We start from the raw sequence: 19,900 nt of genomic DNA, 5'->3' as shown, positions 1-19,900 counted from the left end.
GGGGTTCAGGCAAAGCGCGTCACGCTGTCGCCCCGGCAGAATGCCAGTAGCGCGAGGTGCCCGGCTTTGGCGTGACGGATCGCCAAAGACGACGGCGCGGAGATTGTCGCCAGCAGCGGCGCACCCACGTGCACACACTTGCGAGTCAGTTCAAAGCTCGCTCGGCTTGTCATGACGATGAAGCCATCCGCAGGGTGAATGCCCAGTCGGGCCAATCGGCCGATCAGCTTGTCGAGCGCATTGTGGCGGCCGACGTCTTCCAGCACATGCAGCGGAGCGTTTGCGTTTGCAGGCACCCAACCCGCGGCATGCAGGCCACCTGTGAGGGCGTTGGCGGGCTGATGCGCGGTCATGGTGTTCAGCGCGTCCAGCACCTGTGCATCCGGCAGCATGTCGACCCACGCTGGGTGCACAAGCGGTATGGGCGTTTCATCAAAGGTCTGCAGGCTTTCAATGCCGCACAGGCCGCAGCCGGTGGGGCCGGCCAGCGCACGGCGGCGCTCCTTCAAGCGCGCGAAGCAGCGCGAGGCGATTTCAGCGTGGACTTCAATGCCGTGCGGGTGGGTTTCGACATCAGCGCCGCGCCAGTCGACCCGGCCGTCGATGATGCCTTCGGACAGCGCAAAGCCCAGCGCGAACTCTTCCAGGTTGGCGGGTGAGGCCATCATCACGGCGTGCGTGATGCCGTTGAAGACGAGCGCCACCGGCGTTTCATCCGCGACGGCCGTGGAGGCATCTTCGTGCGTGCCGGCCCGTGTGCGCCGTATTGCCGAGGTGGAAACGACGGGCAGGCCAGCGGGGTGGCGGGTGTGTGCGGTCATGCAGCGAGATCTGGCAAAGTGCGGCCGAGGTCAAGCAGGACGACCAGCCAGCGCATGTCGTCCATGGAAACGCGCAGCAGGCCTGCATCGGCCAGCGGATGCAGTGCGCGCAACACGGTGCTGGCACGCTCGCCAACGCGCTTGGTCAGCCAGGGCAGCGATACCGGCTTGCCGCTTTCCGTTTCGCGCAATGCTGCCAGCAGCGCCAGTTGCAGCGCGGACCACGCCGGTTGAGCGGACATCAGGCTTCGGCTGAGGCGGCAGCCGCTGCATCGGCTGAGCGTTCGGCCTGGCTTGGCATGAGCATCACCGGAATCGACTTGGACGTTGGCGTGCGCGCCTGATCGGCCACGGAAGAGAGCGGCACCAGCGGATTCGTCTCTGGGTAATACGCCGCCAGGCAGCCGCGCGGGATGTCGTACGCCACGAGGCGGAAGCCGTCGGCGCGGCGCGTGGTGCCGTCTTCGGACAGCGTGATCATGTCGATCCAGTCGCCGTCTTTCATGCGGATGATGCGCAGGTCTTCAGTGTTGATGAAGACCACGCGGCGCTGGCCGAACACGCCGCGGTAGCGGTCGTCCATGCCATAGATGGTGGTGTTGTACTGATCGTGCGAGCGCACCGTGGCCAGCGTGAAGACGGTGGCATCTGCGTGGCGCTCGCGGGCGCGATGCACGGGCGTGTCGGTCGGGATCGCATGCAGGTGGAATTCCGCCTTGCCCGACGGCGTGTTCCAGACGCGCTCCGATGCCGTGTTGCGCAGACGGAAACCACCCGGCACGCGGATCTTCTCGTTGAAGCCGGCAAAGTCGTCGAACACAGCTTCGATCCGCTCGCGGATGCGGTCGTAGTCTTCCACCAGCCAGCGCCACGGGATGGTGCTTTCGGGCAGCGTGGCTTCGGCCAGGCGCGCCACGATAGCCGGCTCCGACAGCAGGTGCGGCGAGGCCGGTGGATTGATGCCCGCCGACATGTGGACCATGCTCATCGAGTCTTCCACGGTCACGCCTTGCGTGCCGCCGGCCTGCTGGTCGACTTCGGTGCGGCCCAGGCACGGCAGGATCAGCGCAGCCTTGCCGTGCACGATGTGGCTGCGGTTGAGCTTGGTGGTCACGTGTACGGTCAGATCGCACTGGCGCAGGCCGGCCCACGTGGCGGCGGTGTCCGGCGTGGCCGCCGCGAAGTTGCCGCCCATGGCGAAGAACACGCGCGCTGCACCTTGCTGCATCGCCTCAATCGCGCCGACGGTGTCGTAGCCATGTTCGCGCGGCACGGCAAAGCCGAACACCTTTTCCAACCGATCCAAGAAAGCAGGAGCCGGCTTCTCGTAAATGCCCATCGTGCGGTCGCCCTGCACGTTGCTGTGGCCGCGCACCGGGCACGCGCCGGCGCCCGGGCGACCGATATTGCCGCGCAACAGCAACAGGTTGACGATCATCTGGATGGTCGCCACCGAGTGCTTGTGTTGGGTGATGCCCATGCCCCAGCAGGCGATCACGCTGTCGGCCTTGATGTACGTGTCGCCCGCCCGGCGGATCTCGGCTTCCGGCAGGCCGGATTCGGCCTCGATGGTGGCCCACGATTCGGCGCGCACATCGGCGGCAAACGCGTCGAAGCCACCGGTGTGCTGGGCGATGAAGGCGTGGTCGATGATGGCCGGTTCGCCATGGCTGCGCGCCGCGTCGTCGCGCTCGATCACGTGTTTGATCACGCCCTTGACGGTCGCCAGATCGCCGCCGATACGCACCTGGTGATATTCGGTGCTGATGCGCGTGGAACCCAGCGTGAGCATCTCGATCTTGCTTTGCGGATCGGCAAAGCGCTCCAGCCCACGCTCGCGCAGCGGGTTGAACGACACGATGGACGCGCCGCGCTTGGACGCCTCGCGCAACTCGCCGAGCATGCGCGGATGGTTCGTCCCCGGGTTCTGGCCGAAGATGAAGATGGCATCGGCCTTGGTGAAATCGTCCAGCGTGACGGTACCCTTGCCCACGCCGATGCTGCCCCGCATGCCGGTGCCGGAAGGCTCGTGGCACATGTTGGAGCAGTCGGGGAAGTTGTTCGTGCCGTACGCACGCACGAACAACTGGTAGAGGAAGGCCGCTTCGTTGCTGGTGCGGCCGGACGTGTAGAAGATCGCCTGGTTTGGATCGGGCAGCGCACGCAGGTGCTGCGCGACGAGCGCGAAGGCGGCGTCCCATTCGATCGGCACGTACTTGTCGCTGGCCGCGTCATAGACCATCGGGTGCGTCAGGCGCCCTTGATCTTCCAGCGCGTAGTCGGACCACTCGGCCAGTTCGCGCACGGTGTGCTGGGCGAAGAACTCCGGCGTGGTACGGCGGGCGGTGGCCTCAGCGGCCACGGCCTTCACGCCGTTTTCGCAGAATTCGAACGTGGAGGCGTGGTCACGATCGGGCCAGGCGCAGCCGGGGCAATCGAAGCCGTCGGGCTGGTTGGCCGACAGCATCGTCTTGGCGCCCTTGGCCGCGATGCCCTGCGACAGCAATTGATGTGCAACGCTCTTGAGCGCGCCCCAGCCACCGGCCGGATGACGGTAAAACTCGATTTTCTGGTGCTTCATGGTGGCGGGGCGGCTGGATTTTGGGCGTTATGAGAACAGAACGACAGCTTTCTGGAGTGTAATCCAAACCCCCCAGCCCAACGGCAGGCCCACGGCTGCCCAGGCCAGCACGACGGTGATCGCCGAGCCAGGGTGTGCCTTCCATTCCAGCGACGTTTCCGGCGCGGTGACCGACGGCGTCAGGCTCTTGGAGGCAGCAGCGTGGCGCTGCGCGTCGAATTGTTCTTCGGTCATGAAATGCTTCGGGTCAACCGGGCGCACCAGCAGGTTGCAGATGAAGCCCAGCACCAGCAGGCCGGCCAGGATCATCATCGTGATGTCGTACACGGCTGCACGTTCCACGCCGTGCGCGATCTGGTATTCACGCAGATAGTTCACCAGCACCGGCCCCAGGATGCCGGCAGTCGACCATGCAGTCAGCAGGCGGCCGTGGATGGCCCCCACCATTTGCGTGCCGAACATGTCGGCTAGGTAGGCCGGCACGGTGGCAAAGCCTCCGCCGTACATCGACAGGATCACGCAGAAGGCCAGCACGAACAGCGCGATGTTGCCGGTGTGCGAGGTCCACGGAACCGACGCATACAGGACAAAGCCCAGCGCAAAGAAGATTGCGTAGGTTGTCTTGCGGCCCAGTCGATCCGATAGCGATGCCCAGAAGAAACGGCCGCCGATGTTGAACAGGCTCAGCAGGCCCGTGAAGCCTGCCGCGATGGCGGCGATTTGGCCCTTCTGCGCGGCGCTCAGCTCGGTGAACGACGCCGTCACGCCCAGCAGCTTGCCGCCGAACACCTCCTGCAGCAGCGGCGAGGCCATGCCCAGCACGCCGATGCCCGCCGACACATTCAGGCACAGCACGGCCCAGATCAGCCAGAACTGCGGCGTCTTCAGCGCCTGGTTCACGTGCACGTGGCGATGCGTGACCATGGTGTCGAGGGCCTTGGCGGGCGAGGGCATCCAGCCTGACGGTTTCCAGCCGGCAGGTGGCAGGCGGTAGCCCAGGGCGCCCGCCATCATGAACACGAAGTAGATGCCGGCCAGCACGATAAACGTTTGCGACACGCCCACCGATTCTGGCGTGGCAAACCCTTTCATCAGGCGGTCTGCCAGCGGTGCACCGATCATCGCGCCGCCGCCGAAGCCCATGATGGCCATGCCCGTGGCCATGCCGCGCTTGTCCGGAAACCACTTGATCAGCGTCGACACCGGCGAGATGTAGCCCAGCCCCAGGCCGATGCCGCCGATCACGCCCGAGCCGACCCACAGCAGCCACAACTGGTGCATCTGAATGCCCAGCGCCGAGATCAACAGCCCGCCGCTCCAGCACACCGCCGAGACCACGCCGGCCTTGCGCGGGCCGACGCGTTCCAGCCAGCCGCCCCACAAGGCAGCCGAGACACCCAGGAACACGAAGAACAGCGTGAACATCCAGCCCAGGCTGGAGAGGCGCCAGTCGCACGTGGTGGCGAACAGCTCGGCGACGAGCGAGACATCCGCGCCGCAGGTGTGCGCCTGCGACACGCCCAGCACGCGTGAGAGCGGAAGCCAGAACACGGAAAAGCCATAAGCCATGCCGATGCACAGATGGATGGCCAGAGCGGCGGGCGGCACCAGCCAGCGGTTGAACCCCACCGCCGCGACGGCGCGCTCGCGCGAAAAAAATGGATGCAGGACAGCTTCGGACATCGAAATTCCCCCCGGATGCGTTGATGTGCCTGTGTTGTTACGTGGTGAAGCGGTGTGGCCGAGCCGGTCATGGCCGGGACGTGCCTGCCGGCTGCAGAGGGTCTGCGCCGACGTTGCCCGCGAAGATAGAAGCGGGGCATGTTTCACATCAATAGTTGCCAACGTCCGTTGTATTGCGGATTACGCAACATGCAGCCAGATAGGCGTGGATATGTGGCGAAGAACATAAACAACGCGCCCCCTCATTCAGGGTACCAAGTCGCTTGATGTTGTTGCCGGGAGCGCCAATGCCGAACTGAAGACGGAAGATGCACGGCCCGGACAGCGGAGGTGGCGAATAGCGACCAACACGACAAATACGCATCCGTCGCGCTGTTCCTGTGGTGCGTCGCGGCCGACAGCATGCGGACGTTCGATTGGGCGACCAACCTGATCGGCTTGGGCGGCATCGCAGTCGGCATTGTGCCGATGCGGCTCAACCGGCGGCTGGGCCGAGCACAACGGGCGGTTAGCCGGCAACCGCTGAATCCGGCCACGGGCAGCGGCTTGCCTGCCGGCAGAACTCGTCCACTACTGTCCGCAGGTGCACAAAAGCGGATTGCATCTCAGGCAGGCGCTGGTTGTACGGCCCAACGCGTTGCGCGGTGCGCTCGATGGCGCGTGCGGCGTCGCCGATCGATAGGTGCCCCAGCATGTGGGCCGAGCCGGTGATGCGATGGGCGGCCTCGATGATCTGCCCATTCACGCCACCGTGGATGGCCTTCTCCAGATTGGCGAGATCCTGCTCGACCGTTTCGGCAAACAGGTCGACGATAAAGCGCCATTGCTGCAGATCGTCGCCAAACAGCTCAGTCAACATTGTGACGACCTGTGACGGGATCAGGCCGCTGATGGTTGCGCGACAGGCGTCCTGGGAAGCCGGGGCAGCGTGTGTGTCTTGGGAGGGCTGCATGAGCATGGCCGGTGCGTTGGATGTTGACGCACACTGTGCCCGCCGAGCCTGCTTGCCGCCATGAGATTGGTCCGAATTTGCCGCCCGAAGGTCACATCACCTGCGCAGGGCGGCATAAAGACATCGGGCGTATCGCCTGGCAAGCGATACGCCCGAAGAGAGGGTGGGAAAGCGCTCGGCTCAGGGCAGCATGGCTGCCGTTGGCGTGACATCCGGCTCGCGCGGTGGCGTGGCGCGGCGGCGATGGGCCCACGTAAATACCACCGGCAGTACCAGCAGCGTGAGGATCGTCGTCGTCACCATGCCGCCGACGATGACCAGCGCAAGCGGCCGTTGCGCCTCGGACCCGATGCTGTGCGACAGCGCTGCCGGCAGCAGGCCCAGGCCCGCCAGCATGGCCGTCATGATCACCGGCCGCAGGCGCAGCGCCGCACCTTCCACCGTGGCTTCATGCAGGTTCTCGGATTGCGCCAGACGGTTGACGTACGAGATCAGGATCACCCCGTCCTGAATGGCGATACCGAACAGCGACAGGAAGCCGATGCCCGCCGAAATCGATAGCGTTTCATGGGCGATGTGCAGCGCGAGCAGCCCGCCGATGGCGGCAAACGGCACGTTGAGCACCACCATGAGCGCATCCTTGAAGTTGCCGAAGGTGCTGTAGAGCAGCAGGAAGATCACCAGGATGGTTAGCGGTACGATCACCATCAGCTTGCCCTGGGCAACCTTCATCTCGTTGAACTGGCCGTCCCACTTGATGGTGTAGCCCTCGGGCAGCTTCACACTGTCGCCCACCATGCGCTGCGCTTCGTCCACCGCGCCGCCGAGGTCTCGCCCGCGCACGCCGAACTTGATGGCGATGTAACGCTTGCCGAGCTCACGGTAGATGAAGAACGGGCCATCGGTCATTTCCACCTTGGCAATCATCGACAGCGGGATGTGCTGGCCGTCGGGCGTGTCGATCAGCAGCTCGCGGATGGCGTCGTACGACGCGCGCGACTGCTGATTCAGGCGCACGGCCAGCCCGAACGATTTTTCGCCATCCAGGATTTGCGTAACCGGCGCGCCGCCAATGGCGTACTGCACAAGGTTCTGCACGTCGCTCACGTTGATATTGAAGCGCGCGGCGGCCTGGCGGTCGATGGTGACGTTCAGTGTCGGCTGGCCCAACTCTCGGAAGATGCCGACGTCCACCAGCCCCTGCACCTTCTTGAGCTGCGCCTGGATCTCGGTGGCCTTGGCTTCAAGTACGTCGAGGTCGTTGCCGAACAGCTTGACCGAGTTCTCGCCTTTCACGCCCGAGAGCGCCTCGTCCACGTTGTCCTGGATGTATTGTGAAAAGTTGTATTCGATGCCTGGAATCTTCTCCAGATGCTTCGCCAGGCGATCAACCAGTTGCGCCTTGGTCAGGCCCGGGCCCCATTTGTCGGGCGGGGCGAAGTACAGGCCGTACTCCTGGTTGAACACGCCGGTGGAGTCGGTGCCGTCGTCCGGACGGCCGATCTGCACCGAGACCTTCTGGATCTCGGGCTGCTTGGCGAAGTACGTGCGCAGGTCGTTGGCTACCGAGGCGGAGTAGTCCAGATCCACCGTATTGGGCAGCGTGATGCGCAGCCACAGGTTGTTCTCTTCCAAGGTCGGCAGGAACTCCGTGCCCAGGAAGCTGGCGCTGTACAGCGTCAGGCCCAGCGCGGCAATGGAGACGGCAAACACCGTCTTCGGGCGAGCGATCAGGCGGCGCAAGAGCGGCTTGTACCAGCGCAGGATCGCTTGGATAAAGGCCGGCGAATGCGGGTGCAGCGTCTTGCCGAAGACGAACGACGTGGTGGCCGGCACGAACGTCAGGCTCAGCACGATGGAGGCCAGCAGTGCGAAGCCCATCGTAAAGGCCATCGGCTTGAAGATGATGCCTTCCACGCCGCCGATGAAGAACAGCGGTGAGTACGCCACGATGATGATCCCCGTAGAGAAGATCATCGCGCGCTGCACTTCGCTGGTGGCTTTGACGATGGCGTCATCGAGCTTTTCGGCGCCTTCTTCCAGGTGCCGCATGATGTTCTCCATCACGATCACCGCGGCATCGACGATCACGCCAAAGTCGATCGCGCCCAGAGAGATCAGGTTGGCGGGCACATGGAAGTGCTCCATGCTGATGAACGACACGCACAGCGCCAGCGGGATCACCGCCGCCACCACTGCCGCTGCGCGCAGGTTGCCCAGGAACACGAACAACACCGCCAATACCAGCGCAATGCCCACCACCAGCGTGTGTTCCACCGTGCCCATGGTGATGTCGAGCAGCACCTGGCGGTCGTAGAACGGCTTGACCTGGATCGACTTGGGCAGGATGCCGTTGTTCAGCTCGGCAACCTTCTCGCGCACTTTGGCCAGCACCTCGGTGGCGTTGGCATCGCGCTTGAGCAGCACGATGCCTTCCACCACGTCGGGCTGGTCGTTGTACTGCATCATGCCCAGGCGTTGGACGTTGCCCACTTCCACTTCGGCAATGTCGCGCACGCGCACCGGCACGCCATTGTTTGCATTGACCACCACGTTGCGGATGTCGTCCACCGTCTGCAGCAGGCCCACGCCGCGCACCACGAACTGCTGCTCGCCATCGCGCAGCAGATTGCCGCCGGTGTTGTTGTTTGCGTTGCCGATGGCCGTGATGAGCTGCGACAGCGTGATGCCGTACGACTGCAGCTTCGCCGGCGACGGCACGATGTGGTACTCCTTCACTTTGCCGCCGAAGGAGCTCACATCCGCCACGCCCTGGACGTGCTTGAGCTCCTTGGTGATGTCGTAGTCCTGGTAGCTCTTGAGGGTCGTGAGGTCGACGCCATCGCCCACCAGGCGGAAGCGCATGATCTCGCCCGTGGCGTCGGAGTCGGGGCTCAGCGCGGATTGCACGCCGGTCGGCAGATTGGCCGACGCCAGGTACTGCGAGAAGTTCTGCCGCGCCTTGAAGCTGTCGGTGCCTTCCTTGAACTTGAGCGTCACCACCGACAGCCCGAACAGCGAAACCGAACGGAACGACTGCACTTCGGGCACGCCGGCCAGGGCGTTTTCGATGGGGATGGTGATCTGCTGCTCGACTTCGGTCGTGCTGCGGCCGGGCCACTGCGTGATGGCCTGCACCGACAGCGGCGCCACGCCCGGATATGCCTGCAGCGGCAGTTCGCGGAACGACAGCACGCCCGCCACCAGCAGCGCGACGGCCAGGAAGACGATCAGCAGCCGCCGCTTGAGAATGCCCGCGATCGGGTTGAACATCACGCCCCCGCCTTCACGATCATCTCGTTGAGCAGCGCGGCACCGCGCACCACCACCTGAGACGAAGCCTCGAGCCCCGCGGTGACGGCAAAGCTGCCGTCGGTGCCGGTGTCGCGGCCTTGCACCTCCACGCGCTTGAAGTGCTTGGCATCGCTCTGCACGATCACGTAGTAGCGGCCGTGGTCTTTCACCAGGGCGGACTTGGGCACGACCGTGGCCTGGCCGCTGCCGGTCTGGACGCGCGCGGTGGCGTACATCTCGGGGCGCAGCAGGCCATCGGGGTTCGGCACGTCGCTGCGCACAGTGAGGGTGTGCGTGGCCGGGTCGATACTGGGCGCGATAAAGCTCACGCGGCCAACGAATTCACGATCCGGATAGGCCGACGTATGCAGCGAAATCGGCTGGCCGACGCGCACGCTGGCAATGTCGTGCTCATACACATTGCCGGTGAACCACAGCAAGCGCGTATCGACGATGCTCATGAACGAGTCGCCCACGTTCAGGAAGGCGCCCGGGTCCATATTGCGTTTGACGATGGTGCCCGAGATGGGCGCGCGCAGCGTCAGGTGCTCGGCGGGCGTGCCGCGTTTGGCGATCTGGGCGATCTCGTCGTTGCTCAAGCCCAGCACGTGCAGGCGGCCGGCGGCGGATTGCACGGTCGCTTCCGCATCTTCCTGCAGGTCCTTCATGTTGGAGCTCTTGAGCTGCCGTGCGGTGTTCAGCGCCAACAGATATTCCTTCTGGGCCGAGATGAAATCCGGCGCGTACAGCTCTGCCAGCGGCTGGCCCTCGTGCACCAGGGCACCTTCGAAGACGAGGATGCGGTCCAGGCGGCCGGCCACGCGGGCCGAGGCCAGCTTGGTGCGCTCGGCGTTGTAGGCCAGCTTGCCCGGCGTGGACAGTTCGACCGGCACAGAAAGCTGGCCGACCTGGGCGACCTGCACTTGCTGCGGGTCGAAGCCCCCTTGGGGGATTTCCACGGCATCCGGCTTGGGGCGGGCAGCGGCAGCCGGCGCGGACGCGGCATTGGCGGCAGGCTTGGTGGCTTCGGAGGGCGCGACGGCAGCCGGCCAGCGGCGCCCGGCAAACACGCCGACGGCAACGGCCGCCACCAGGGCGATCAGGACAACGGGGGCTGAGAGCTTCTTCATGGTGTTACTGGGCTTGGACGGGCGAGCGGCCGGTGGCCGCGAGCAACGCGTGGTAGGCCTGCAAGGCCGTGGCCTGCGCCTGGGCGACCGCCAGTTCGGCGTTCTTGAGTGCGCCCTGCGCGGTCAGCAGGTCGTTGAAATCGGCGTTGTTGCTGGCGTAGTTGGTCATCGTCACGCGATACGCCGCCAGCGCCTGCGGCAGTTGCCGCTGCTTGTTGAAATCGAGCTGCGCGAGCGTCTGGCGCAGGGTGTTGTAAGCGGTGTCGACCGCCAGCAGCGTTTGCTGCCGCACCGACACGTCGTTGGCCTCGGTGGCGATCTGGTTTTCCACCGCCTGGTTCACGCCGTACTTCTCCTTGGTGAAGAACCAGAACGGGATGATGACGTCCAGCTCGATCTGGTAGCTGTTCGGGCGCACGCCGTAAGGCGGGTTGTCGCTGGTGACGGTGGCAATGACCTGGAAGTCGGGCAGGTAGGCCTTGCGCGCCAGCGTCACGCTCTTGCGCGCGGCGTCCATCAGCTCGGCCGATGCCTTGATCGATGGATGCTCGCGCAGGGCCAGGTTTTCCAGCTCCGGCAGGGGCTCTTCGGGCAGGCGGACGGACTCGTCGTCGGCGCGCAGTTCAAGCGGGAAGCTCGGCTCCTTGCCGATGAGCGTGTTCAGCGTCTGCACGGTGCTGTCGTACTGGCGCTGTGCGGCAAACAGGTCGTTCTGCGCGCTGCTTTGCATGACCTGCGCGTTGAGGAAGTCGGCGTACGCGGCTGCGTTATTGGCGTAGCGCACGCGCGTGATCTGCTTGACCTGTTCCAGCCGCGCGATGGTCAGCTTTTGCACGTCGATCTGCTTTTGCAGGGCGATTGCCTGGTAATACGTGGTGGAAAGCTGTGCGTAGAGCTGCAGGTACAGCGCGTCGGACTGCGCGTTGAGCGACTCGGCCTGGCGGTCGGCAATTTCTGCGGCCAGCGCTTTTTTGCCCGGAAACGGAATCTGCTGCGTGAGGTTGTACTGGCTGCCGCCCGCCCGGTTGACGGCCAGCGGGAACCCCTTGGGGATGCTGTTCCAGATGTAGCCGACCTGCGGGTTGTTGGGCGCAGCCAACTGCGGCGGCACTGACTTGGCCGACAAGTAGGTATGGCGCGCCTGGGTGAGCTGTGGGTTGTTGCCCTTCAGCTCCTGTAGCAATTCGACCAGGTTGAAGCCTGGTCCGGTCACGCCGGCCACCGCGGGTTTGACCGGCGGCATGGTCGCCACGGGCATGCTGGCCGCTGCAGGCACCGGCGCGGCGGCCCAGGCCGCAAGCGGCAGGCTGGCAGCCATGCACAGCACGGCCCAGGCACTTGGATGGAATGCACCCCAATGTTTCACTGCAACGACTCCCCTTGAGACGGGGGCGTTTTTACCGACGCGATCTTTCAAGCGCCTTTCATGGCCCCGCGAGCCCGAAGGGCGTGGGAAAACGCGCCAAGACTGCCCCGAGGCGGCGGTCTGCGGCAGTTACATGACAAGAATGACAAGACGTGGCAGCCGCCTCAGGCCGGCGCCAGCGGGCAGGGCAGGTCCACACGCGCGGCAAGTGCATCGCGCATGGCCTGCAGGCTGGCGATACGGGCGTCAATGGCGGCCAGTTTGTCGCGCAGCAGAGCGGTGACCGCGGCATCGGTGTCCGGCTGTTGCCACACCTGGGCCATGCCTTCGCCGATCTCGGCGAGCGTGAAGCCGAGTTGCTGAGCGGTGCGCACACATAACGCACCAGATCGACGGATTCGGGCGGATAGGCGCGGTAACCATTGCTGCGCCGCCGGGCGCGGATCAGGCCGCGCGCCTCGTAAAAGCGCAGCCCATCGCGCGAGACGCCGGTGGCGGTGGCAAGATCGCCGATGGACAGATCGTCGGTACGGGCAGGCAGGGTGGTGGGCATGGCGGGCAGTGCGGCAGGTCGGGCAACTTGGGTGTTGACCTTGGAGCGTACACCAGGGTTTAGGGTGACGAATTACTCACTTGAGGCGTCTCACCATGGTTTCCGAATCGACTTTTGTGCGCATTGTGCGCGCCAGTGCGTGGTACGACTTGATCGTGACAGCACCCCTTGCTACGCCGTGGACGTTCACCCGGCTGCATCAAGCGCTCAATGCGCTGGCGGGCGGGCTGGGGATCGGCCTGCTGCCTGCGTTCGGGCCGGCACATCTGCTGATGGCCAACCTGATGGGATCGGTGGTGTGCGTGTGGTCAGTGCTGCGCATCCGGCGGGCGAGCGTGGCGTTGGGCCGCTACGACGCGGCGGCGCGCTGGCTGTTTGCGTTGTGGCAGGCGTACGCGCTGATATCGGGCGCCACGCTGCTGGTGGCGCCCTTCCTGCTGGCGGAAATCGGCTTCGGGCTGGCGCAGTCGGTGCCGGTCCGACGTGTGCCGGGTCGGTTGCCGCAACCTGCGGTTTAGCGCGCGGCGGGAGCGCTGGCCGGTGCTGCAGGCGGCAGGCCCGCCGGGATCAGCGGGCCACCGCCCAGCACCTGCATGCGCGATAGCACGCGCAACTGGTTGTCGAGTTTGGCCGGGTCGACGAAGCGCTTGACGTCTTCACCTGCACGGCGGGCCATCTCGGGCGTCTCCACCCAGCCCGTGAGCGTGACTTTGCCCTCCGGCGTTGTGTGGATGCGGATCTGGCGCGGATTCAGCGCCGTGTCCTGATCCAGCGCCGCCTTGACCTGGTACGACAGCAACGAATCGTCGGTCATGCGGGCGCCGGTACTGTTGGGCTGATCGCCCCAGGCACAGGCTGCCAGCAGCGACGCGGCGCCGATTGCGGCCAGTACGCCGACCTGTCGGCGCACGGCACCAGCCCGGACCACCAAGGACAACGAGGGGAAGTGCATCGACGCTCCTGAAGAAATGGCAAGAAGATGACGACAGGCCCACATGATATGCCTGCCGCCCTCTGGGCCATTCGGGAGTCTCATTTCGGGGCGGGGCGGTCAATAGGCATGACCGGGCGCGTCGGCCCGGTGGCGCTGCCACCACGTCTGCAGCGCCAGCCAGCCTGGCCCCACCGTCGTCACGATGGCGATCAGCATGCCCCATACGAAGTGGAACTCGATGGCCGAAGCCGACAGGCTTGCCCAGTAGGACAACGCCGCCACCAGGTTGACAAAGAACAGCCCCGCCGCCGCCAGCCGCGGCACGATGCCGATCAGCATCAGTGACGGGAAGACCAGTTCGCCGAAGGTGCCCAATGCCGCTGCCAGCATGGGCGGCAGCAGCGGCACCTTGTATTCCTCGGCGAAGAGCAGCACGGTGGTATCCCAGTCATGCAGCTTGGTCAGCCCTGAGCGGAAGAACACATAGAAGAGGTAGGCGCGTGCGATCAACAGAATGACCGCGCACAGGCCGCTCTGCGGGCCGGCAAGCCGGTCGAGCACAGTGCGGATGCGCGTGAGCGGAGCAAGGGTGGCGGTGTTCATCGTGTGTCTCCGGTGTGGAGTGCGGGGTGCGCGGACAGTGCAAGCACCCCCGCGCGAAAGAGGCTGGCCAGGCAGGCGGTCAAATCGAAATCCGCGTGCGTGGCCAGCGTTTGTGCAAGGGCATCCTGCAGCGTCGGCGTGGCGTCGCAGGCAGTGAGGAAGGCGGCGGTGGGGACATCCAGATCGAGCACGACGACACGTTGTTCGCGCACGGTGACGACGGCGGCTTCGCTGTTGTTCAGGTCGATGTTGCAGAGTGCGATGGTTGTGTCGGGCTGATGTGCACGCCAGATCGAAACGACCGGCCATGGCGAAGCCATCCACCACGTTCCGGCAACGAGGCCCGCACGGATGGCGTCCGGCGGTTGCGTCAGCATGGCGCTGAGCATCGTGGCGTCGGGCAATGCAGCGTGCGCGTCCGGCGCGTAATGCGCCCAGTGCACGCGCCACTCCAGCCGCGCGACATCGGCCAGGTACGGCACGCTGTCGGCCAGCGGCGATTGCGCAATCACCTCGGGCAACGCATCGCCATACCGATGCAGGTTCGGTGAGGTGGATGCCTGCGCGGCTAGCGTGTCGCGCACGATGGCATCGAAGCAATCTTCACCCACTAGCGCGCGACAGACCGGGTAAGCCCCAGCCAGCGTATTGCGCAGGATGGCCAGGCGCGCGTTGCGGTAGATGGCCACGCCGCGCGATGCCCCGCCCAGGGCGGGTGCGGTGAGCGCGCCGATCAGGTGGGCTTCCCAGTCAGGCAGACGCATGATCGGTTGCCCTGGCGGTGGTGATGGAAGCGGCGTGCCGGTCGAGGATGATCTGGGCGTGCTCCGCTTCCTGCAGCAGCACCTGCACCGGCGGAATATCGGCATCCCATTCGATGAGCGTCGGGCACACGCCGTGCGCGGCGATCCAGCGCTCGTAGAGCGTCCAGACTGGCGCGTGTACTGGAGCGCTGTGCGTGTCGATCAGCATGCCGTCTTCCACGCTGTATCCGGCCAGATGAATCTCGCCCACCAGCGCAGGATCGATGTCGGCCAGGACCGATTCAACGGTCACGCCGTGGTTGACGCTGTTGACGTGCAGGTTGTTCAGGTCCAGGAGGATGCCGCAGCCGGTGCGGCGCGCAAGCGCGGTCAGGAAGGCGCCTTCGGAGATGGCCTCTTCGGCATCGACCAGCATGCGGCAGTCGATGTAGGCGGCAATGTTCTCGATCAGCAGCGGCCGCTTGAGGATGTCCTGCGCGCGCATGACATTGGCGCACACGATGTCGAGCGACTCGCGGGAATAGGGCAGGGGCAGCAGGTCGTTGACGACCTGGGCACCGCTGCGGTTGAAGCAAAGGTGCTCGGAAATGGCGGCGGGCGCCACGGCATCGACTAGCGTGGCAATGGCGCGCACGTGGTCGACGTCGATCCCATCGGCATTGCCGAGCCCCATGCCCACGCCGTGCAGGCTCACGGGCTGGTACGCCCGTGCGGCCAGCAGCGCGGCGCAGGCCGGGGCGCCATACAGGTAGTTCTCGCTGTGCACTTCTACCCACGGGAAGCGGCGCTCCCCGTGCAGCAGGGCGGGAAAGTGCGGGGCGCGCAGGCCTGCACCCGCGCACATCGGCAGAGTTGTCTGCATGGCGGTCACCCGGCGTGGCGTGTTACTTGGACGGCTGTTGCAGCATGCCGCCCATCTGCGCGCAGGTGCCGGCCGGCACGAACTTCCACGACATCGGGTCTTTGTCGATCTTCGATTGGCCGGCGCAGGCGTGCGCGCTGCCGGGGCTGGCGCAATCGTTCTGGCCGGCCTTGGCCACGCCGTAGCATTTCTCTTTGCCGGCAGCATCCGCAGCCTGCACAGGGGTCGACAGTGCGCCCAGCGCGAGCAGGCTACCCAGGGCGGCGGCGATCATGGCTTGTTGTTTCATTTGCGTTCTCCTTGATTGAGCAGGTGTCTTTGAGACGGCGAAGGCCTGATTGCCCTCGCCGCACGGTGCGCTGCGGCAGTGCGCCGAGCGTGTTCCGTGCAACTTGGTCGTCGCACCTGCGCATTCCTGATACGGAGAACGAAAATTTTTTTTGGGGCGATGTCATCGTGTTGCCCCAAAGAAGGCGACCCGGAAAAGGGTCATTCAAAAAGGGGCCGCCAAGATACGGCACCCCCGGGGCGGCTCAACCCACCCGGAAATGCTCGATGCTCTGCCCGGCGTTGACGGCGCGCTGCAGCCAGTCGGGCATGTCGCCCGTGCCGTCCCAGTGCTGGCCGTCGGCGCTCATATAGACGGGGCCGGCGGGTGGGGGCGGTAAATCGAAGCAGCCAAGTGTCTGCAGGTCTTCGACCGACAGATCATAGGTTTGCATTTGCTCCCGGATCCAGGCGATCGCGTTTTCGCGGCCCGGCTGCGGCAGGTGACCTTCCTTCATCTTGTGCGTACGGTTTGGGTTCGGTGTCCGCCAGGCGCCATGGGGAGAGAGAGGCGGGCGCATGGGGCGCCCGGGGCTGGCGGAAAACGCACAAGAATAACAGCAGTTGGGTCGCAGATTCGTGTTGCGGTTGTGTTTGCCTATTGCATTACTTAACAGCGGCTGCATCTGCCGACGGGCGCAGCCAGCGATATGGCGACCAGCCCAGGTTCATGCCCGCCGCCGCCAGCAGGATCGCGCCGGCGCCCAGAAACTGCGCCAACTGCAGCCGATGCCCGAAGGCGATGATGTCGACCGCGATGGCAACGATCGGGTAGATGAACGACAGCGAGCCGGTCAGATGCGTCGGCAGCCGCTGGATGGCGCCGTACAGCAGGATGTACATCAGCCCCGTGTGCACCACGCCCACCGTCACCAGCAGCATCCAGGTATGCGCGTCGGTCGGCGGGTGAGACAGGTTGGCCAGCGGTGTCAGCATCAGCACGCCCACGCACACCTGGATGAGCGCAATCAGGTGCGGCGGCGTGCCGGCCAGCTTCTTGGTAATGATGGCCGCTACCGCATAGGCAAATGCCGCGCCCAGCGCCAGCGCGATCCCCGTCAGATAGTCGGTGCCTGCGCTGGCCGCCGGCCCCACCTGCACGATCAGCACCACGCCGACGAAGGCGACGGCCAGCCACGTGAGCTTGGCCGCCGTCAGCCGCTCCGACAGGAACAGCGCGCCCAGCCCCACCAGCATGAACGGCTGCGTGTTGTAGACCGCCGTGGCAATCGAGATGGACGCGCGTGGATACGCCGCAAACAACAGCAGCCAGTTGATGACGATGGCCACGCCGCCCAGCGCCGCGATGCCCGCACGCTTCCACGTGATGGCGCCGCGCAGCAGCCCCAGCGCGGCGCACACTGCCAGCAACGTCATCGCGCCGAACAGACAGCGCCAGAACACCACGTCCATGACCGGCTGGCCCGAGCGGACCACGAACCAGCCGATCGTTCCGGAGATCGTCATGGCAGCGGTCATCTCGACCGTGCCGCGGGTCTTGTCGTTCATACCTGCAGCCTCGTCTGTTGGGTATGAGAAGGATCGCATGTGATCGGGCGATCTTCCATCGCTTTTCTGAGGCAAACTACGTTCTCTTCTTTGCAAAATTAGGTGAAATGCCAAGTGGAGGCGCGATGAGCACCCTTGATGAACTGGATCAGCGCATCCTGAACGTACTGCTGACCGACTCCCGCATCTCGCTCAAGCAACTGGCCGAGCAGGTTGGGCTGTCCTCGCCGAGCGTGTCGGAGCGGCTGCGCCGGCTGGACGAGCGCGGCGTGATTCGCCAATACACGGTCGACCTCGATCCCAAGGCGCTGGGTTACCCGCTGCAGGCCATCGTGCGGGTGCGCCCCATGCCGGGCAAGCTGCATATCGTGCAAAAACTGATCGAAGAGATTCCGCAGATCAGTGAATGCGACAAGGTCACGGGGGAAGATTGCTTCATCGCCAGGCTGTTCGTGCGCTCGATCGATCAACTCGACCACATCCTCGACCGGGTGGCGGACCATGCGGAAACCAATACCGCCATCGTCAAATCGCAGCCCGTGCGGCGGCGCGCGCCGCCGTTTGTACCGGCCGATTGAGGTGGACGCTGTTCCACCAGCGGCACGATGCGTCAATACGGGGATGAGGCTATAGCGCGCGGGCGCACCGACTGATAACGTTTGGCGCCGATAACACGCGCGCCGGCACAACCGGCGCCTCCAAAGGAGCTCCTATGCAGAATCCAAGAACAGGCATACGGTGGATCGCCGCCGCAATCGCATCGATCAGCATCACGACTGTCGCGCACGCAGCATCCGTGGCGCCGGTGGCCGCAGAAAACGGGATGGTCGTCGCCGCGCAGCATCTGGCCACCAAGGTGGGTGTGGACGTGCTCAAGCATGGCGGCAACGCCGTTGACGCAGCAGTGGCCGTGGGCTACGCGCTGGCCGTGGTCTATCCGGCGGCCGGCAACCTGGGCGGCGGTGGGTTCATGACCATTCAACTGGCCGATGGCCGCAAGACCTTCCTGGACTTCCGTGAGGTTGCTCCGAAGGCTGCCACCGCCAACATGTATCTGGATAAGGACGGCAACGTCATCAAGGGCGCATCCACCAAGGGCCATCTGGCTGTGGGCGTGCCCGGCACCGTGTCCGGCATGGAATACGCCCGTCAGAAGTACGGCACCATGCAACGCGCTGCACTGATCGCCCCTTCCATCGAACTGGCCGACAAGGGCTTCGTGCTCGACCAGGGCGACGTCGACATGCTGCACACCTCCACCAAGGACTTCCAGGAAGACGCCGCTTCGGGTGCGATCTTCCTGAACAAGGGCGAGCCCTTCCAGGTGGGCGAGAAGCTGGTGCAGCACGATCTGGCCAAGACCCTGCGCGAGATCAGCAAGCACGGAACCGACGGCTTTTACAAGGGCTGGGTCGGTGAGGCCATTGCGGCATCGAGCAAGTCCGGCGGCGGCCTGATTACCCAGGCAGACCTGACGAGCTACAAGACGCGCGAGCTGGCGCCGGTCGAGTGCGACTACCGCGGCTACCACGTGGTGTCCGCACCGCCTCCGAGCTCGGGCGGCGTGATCATCTGCGAAATGCTCAACATCCTGGAAGGCTATCCGCTCAAGGATCTGGGCTGGCACTCTGCGCAGGCCACGCACTACCAGATCGAAGCCATGCGCCACGCTTATGTGGACCGCAACAGTTACCTGGGCGATCCGGACTTCGTGAAAAATCCGCTGGACCGTCTGCTGAGCAAGGACTACGCGGCCAAGATTCGCGCGGTGATCGACCCGAAGAAGGCCGGTGTGTCGAAGGACATCAAGCCGGGCGTCGAGCCGCATGAAGGCAGCAACACGACGCACTACTCGATTGCCGACAAGTACGGCAACGCGGTCTCGGTCACGTACACGCTCAACGATTGGTTTGGTGCGAAGGTGACGGCCGCCAAGACGGGCGTGATCCTGAACGACGAGATGGACGACTTCACCGCCAAGGTCGGCGTGCCGAACCTGTACGGCCTGGTGCAGGGTGAGGCCAACTCGATCGCCCCGGGCAAGCGTCCGCTGTCCTCCATGAGCCCGACCATCGTCACCAAGGACGGCAAGCCCGTCATGGTGGTGGGCACGCCGGGCGGCAGCCGCATCATCACGGCCGTCATGCTGACCATGATCAACGCCATCGATTACGGCATGAATGTGCAGGAAGCCGTGGACGCCCCGCGCTTCCACCAGCAATGGTTGCCGGATGTGACCAATGTCGAGCCGTATGCGCTGTCGCCGGATACGCGCAAGATCCTGACCGATATGGGCCACAACCTGGGGGCGCCGCAGCCGGCCAACCACCTGGCGGCCATCATCGTTGGCGCACCGTCGCTGGGCGGCAAGCCGGTCGGCAACAATAAGTTCTATGGTGCGAACGATCCGCGTCGCAATACCGGGTTGGCGGCTGGTTACTGATCAGCGCCGCACCATGGAAAAAGCCCGCCAGAGTTTCGGCGGGCTTTTTTCTTTGTAGCGGAAGCGCCCTTGAGGCGC

19 protein-coding genes and 1 pseudogene are annotated in these 19,900 nt (G+C 65.0%); 3 read left to right on the top strand and 17 right to left on the bottom strand.

The genetic code is table 11. The features are described 5' to 3' along the window. Window positions 1–5 precede the first annotated feature (5 nt). The 10 genes and pseudogenes from fdhD to B4F51_RS24630 all read right to left on the bottom strand — a co-directional run. Window positions 6–821 carry a formate dehydrogenase accessory sulfurtransferase FdhD gene (fdhD, locus tag B4F51_RS05790; RefSeq protein WP_296224138.1) on the bottom strand — a complete coding sequence of 272 codons (816 nt, stop codon included), beginning with the start codon at window positions 819–821 and terminating at the stop codon, window positions 6–8. Beyond that, window positions 818–1,063 (bottom strand): MarR family transcriptional regulator, encoded by a 246-nt coding sequence (locus B4F51_RS05785; RefSeq protein ID WP_296224137.1) that lies wholly within the window; start codon window positions 1,061–1,063, stop codon window positions 818–820. Before B4F51_RS05785 ends, fdhD begins: the two co-directional genes overlap by 4 nt. After that, window positions 1,063–3,402, bottom strand: coding sequence for an FdhF/YdeP family oxidoreductase (locus B4F51_RS05780; protein WP_296224136.1), 2,340 nt, complete (start codon window positions 3,400–3,402; stop codon window positions 1,063–1,065). Before B4F51_RS05780 ends, B4F51_RS05785 begins: the two co-directional genes overlap by 1 nt. 27 nt (window positions 3,403–3,429) lie before the next feature. Continuing rightward, complete coding sequence (locus tag B4F51_RS05775; RefSeq protein WP_296224135.1) at window positions 3,430–5,085, bottom strand: OFA family MFS transporter; 1,656 nt, start codon at window positions 5,083–5,085, stop codon at window positions 3,430–3,432. Between the two features lie 508 nt (window positions 5,086–5,593). Beyond that, entirely contained in the window at window positions 5,594–6,037 is a 444-nt protein-coding gene (locus tag B4F51_RS05770) for an Hpt domain-containing protein (protein ID WP_296224134.1), read from the bottom strand. Between the two features lie 180 nt (window positions 6,038–6,217). Continuing rightward, entirely contained in the window at window positions 6,218–9,313 is a 3,096-nt protein-coding gene (locus B4F51_RS05765; RefSeq protein WP_296224133.1) for an efflux RND transporter permease subunit, read from the bottom strand. Beyond that, a complete protein-coding gene (locus tag B4F51_RS05760) occupies window positions 9,310–10,461 on the bottom strand; it encodes an efflux RND transporter periplasmic adaptor subunit (protein WP_296224132.1) in 1,152 nt (383 codons plus the stop codon). Before B4F51_RS05760 ends, B4F51_RS05765 begins: the two co-directional genes overlap by 4 nt. Window positions 10,462–10,465: 4 nt before the next feature. Beyond that, window positions 10,466–11,779 carry a TolC family protein gene (locus B4F51_RS05755; RefSeq protein ID WP_296224131.1) on the bottom strand — a complete coding sequence of 438 codons (1,314 nt, stop codon included), beginning with the start codon at window positions 11,777–11,779 and terminating at the stop codon, window positions 10,466–10,468. 212 nt (window positions 11,780–11,991) lie between these two features. Beyond that, complete coding sequence (locus tag B4F51_RS24635; protein WP_414706685.1) at window positions 11,992–12,201, bottom strand: MerR family DNA-binding protein; 210 nt, start codon at window positions 12,199–12,201, stop codon at window positions 11,992–11,994. Between the two features lie 53 nt (window positions 12,202–12,254). Next, a pseudogene (locus B4F51_RS24630) lies at window positions 12,255–12,380 on the bottom strand (MerR family DNA-binding transcriptional regulator); the annotation flags it as partial. Window positions 12,381–12,475: 95 nt separating this feature from the next. Here B4F51_RS24630 and B4F51_RS05745 point away from each other — a divergent pair. Further along, entirely contained in the window at window positions 12,476–12,898 is a 423-nt protein-coding gene (locus B4F51_RS05745) for a hypothetical protein (RefSeq protein WP_296224130.1), read from the top strand. On the opposite strand, the gene B4F51_RS05740 is transcribed toward B4F51_RS05745, so the two are convergent. The 7 genes from B4F51_RS05740 to B4F51_RS05710 all read right to left on the bottom strand — a co-directional run bounded on the left by B4F51_RS05740 (window position 12,895) and on the right by B4F51_RS05710 (window position 17,379). Continuing rightward, window positions 12,895–13,332, bottom strand: coding sequence for a BON domain-containing protein (locus tag B4F51_RS05740; protein ID WP_296224129.1), 438 nt, complete (start codon window positions 13,330–13,332; stop codon window positions 12,895–12,897). The two genes, B4F51_RS05745 and B4F51_RS05740, sit on opposite strands and share 4 nt — an antisense overlap. 99 nt (window positions 13,333–13,431) lie before the next feature. Then, window positions 13,432–13,917, bottom strand: a complete 486-nt coding sequence (locus B4F51_RS05735) for a DoxX family protein (RefSeq protein WP_296224128.1) — start codon at window positions 13,915–13,917, stop codon at window positions 13,432–13,434. Then, on the bottom strand, window positions 13,914–14,681 hold the full coding sequence (locus B4F51_RS05730; protein ID WP_296224127.1) for a DNA-binding domain-containing protein: 768 nt from the start codon (window positions 14,679–14,681) through the stop codon (window positions 13,914–13,916). Before B4F51_RS05730 ends, B4F51_RS05735 begins: the two co-directional genes overlap by 4 nt. Beyond that, on the bottom strand, window positions 14,668–15,543 hold the full coding sequence (locus tag B4F51_RS05725) for a DUF692 domain-containing protein (protein WP_296224126.1): 876 nt from the start codon (window positions 15,541–15,543) through the stop codon (window positions 14,668–14,670). Before B4F51_RS05725 ends, B4F51_RS05730 begins: the two co-directional genes overlap by 14 nt. A gap of 22 nt (window positions 15,544–15,565) precedes the next feature. Continuing rightward, entirely contained in the window at window positions 15,566–15,832 is a 267-nt protein-coding gene (locus B4F51_RS05720; RefSeq protein ID WP_296224125.1) for a DUF2282 domain-containing protein, read from the bottom strand. Window positions 15,833–16,076: 244 nt separating this feature from the next. Further along, the gene (locus B4F51_RS05715) at window positions 16,077–16,328 is read right to left on the bottom strand and encodes an H-NS family nucleoid-associated regulatory protein (protein WP_296224124.1); all 252 of its coding nucleotides are present in this window, start codon (window positions 16,326–16,328) and stop codon (window positions 16,077–16,079) included. 148 nt (window positions 16,329–16,476) lie between these two features. Then, a complete protein-coding gene (locus B4F51_RS05710) occupies window positions 16,477–17,379 on the bottom strand; it encodes a DMT family transporter (RefSeq protein ID WP_296224123.1) in 903 nt (300 codons plus the stop codon). A gap of 125 nt (window positions 17,380–17,504) precedes the next feature. Here B4F51_RS05710 and B4F51_RS05705 point away from each other — a divergent pair, with 125 nt between their 5' ends. Both B4F51_RS05705 and ggt read left to right on the top strand, forming a co-directional pair. Further along, window positions 17,505–17,957, top strand: a complete 453-nt coding sequence (locus B4F51_RS05705; RefSeq protein WP_296224122.1) for an Lrp/AsnC family transcriptional regulator — start codon at window positions 17,505–17,507, stop codon at window positions 17,955–17,957. 134 nt (window positions 17,958–18,091) lie between these two features. Continuing rightward, window positions 18,092–19,822 (top strand): gamma-glutamyltransferase, encoded by a 1,731-nt coding sequence (ggt, locus tag B4F51_RS05700; protein ID WP_296224121.1) that lies wholly within the window; start codon window positions 18,092–18,094, stop codon window positions 19,820–19,822. Window positions 19,823–19,900: the final 78 nt, after the last annotated feature.

The sequence above is a fragment of the Ralstonia sp. UBA689 genome (assembly GCF_002298975.1).
Taxonomy (GTDB): Bacteria; Pseudomonadota; Gammaproteobacteria; order Burkholderiales; family Burkholderiaceae; genus Ralstonia.
Note: the sequence above shows the minus strand (reverse complement) of the source record. Positions and strands in the feature narration are given on the sequence as shown.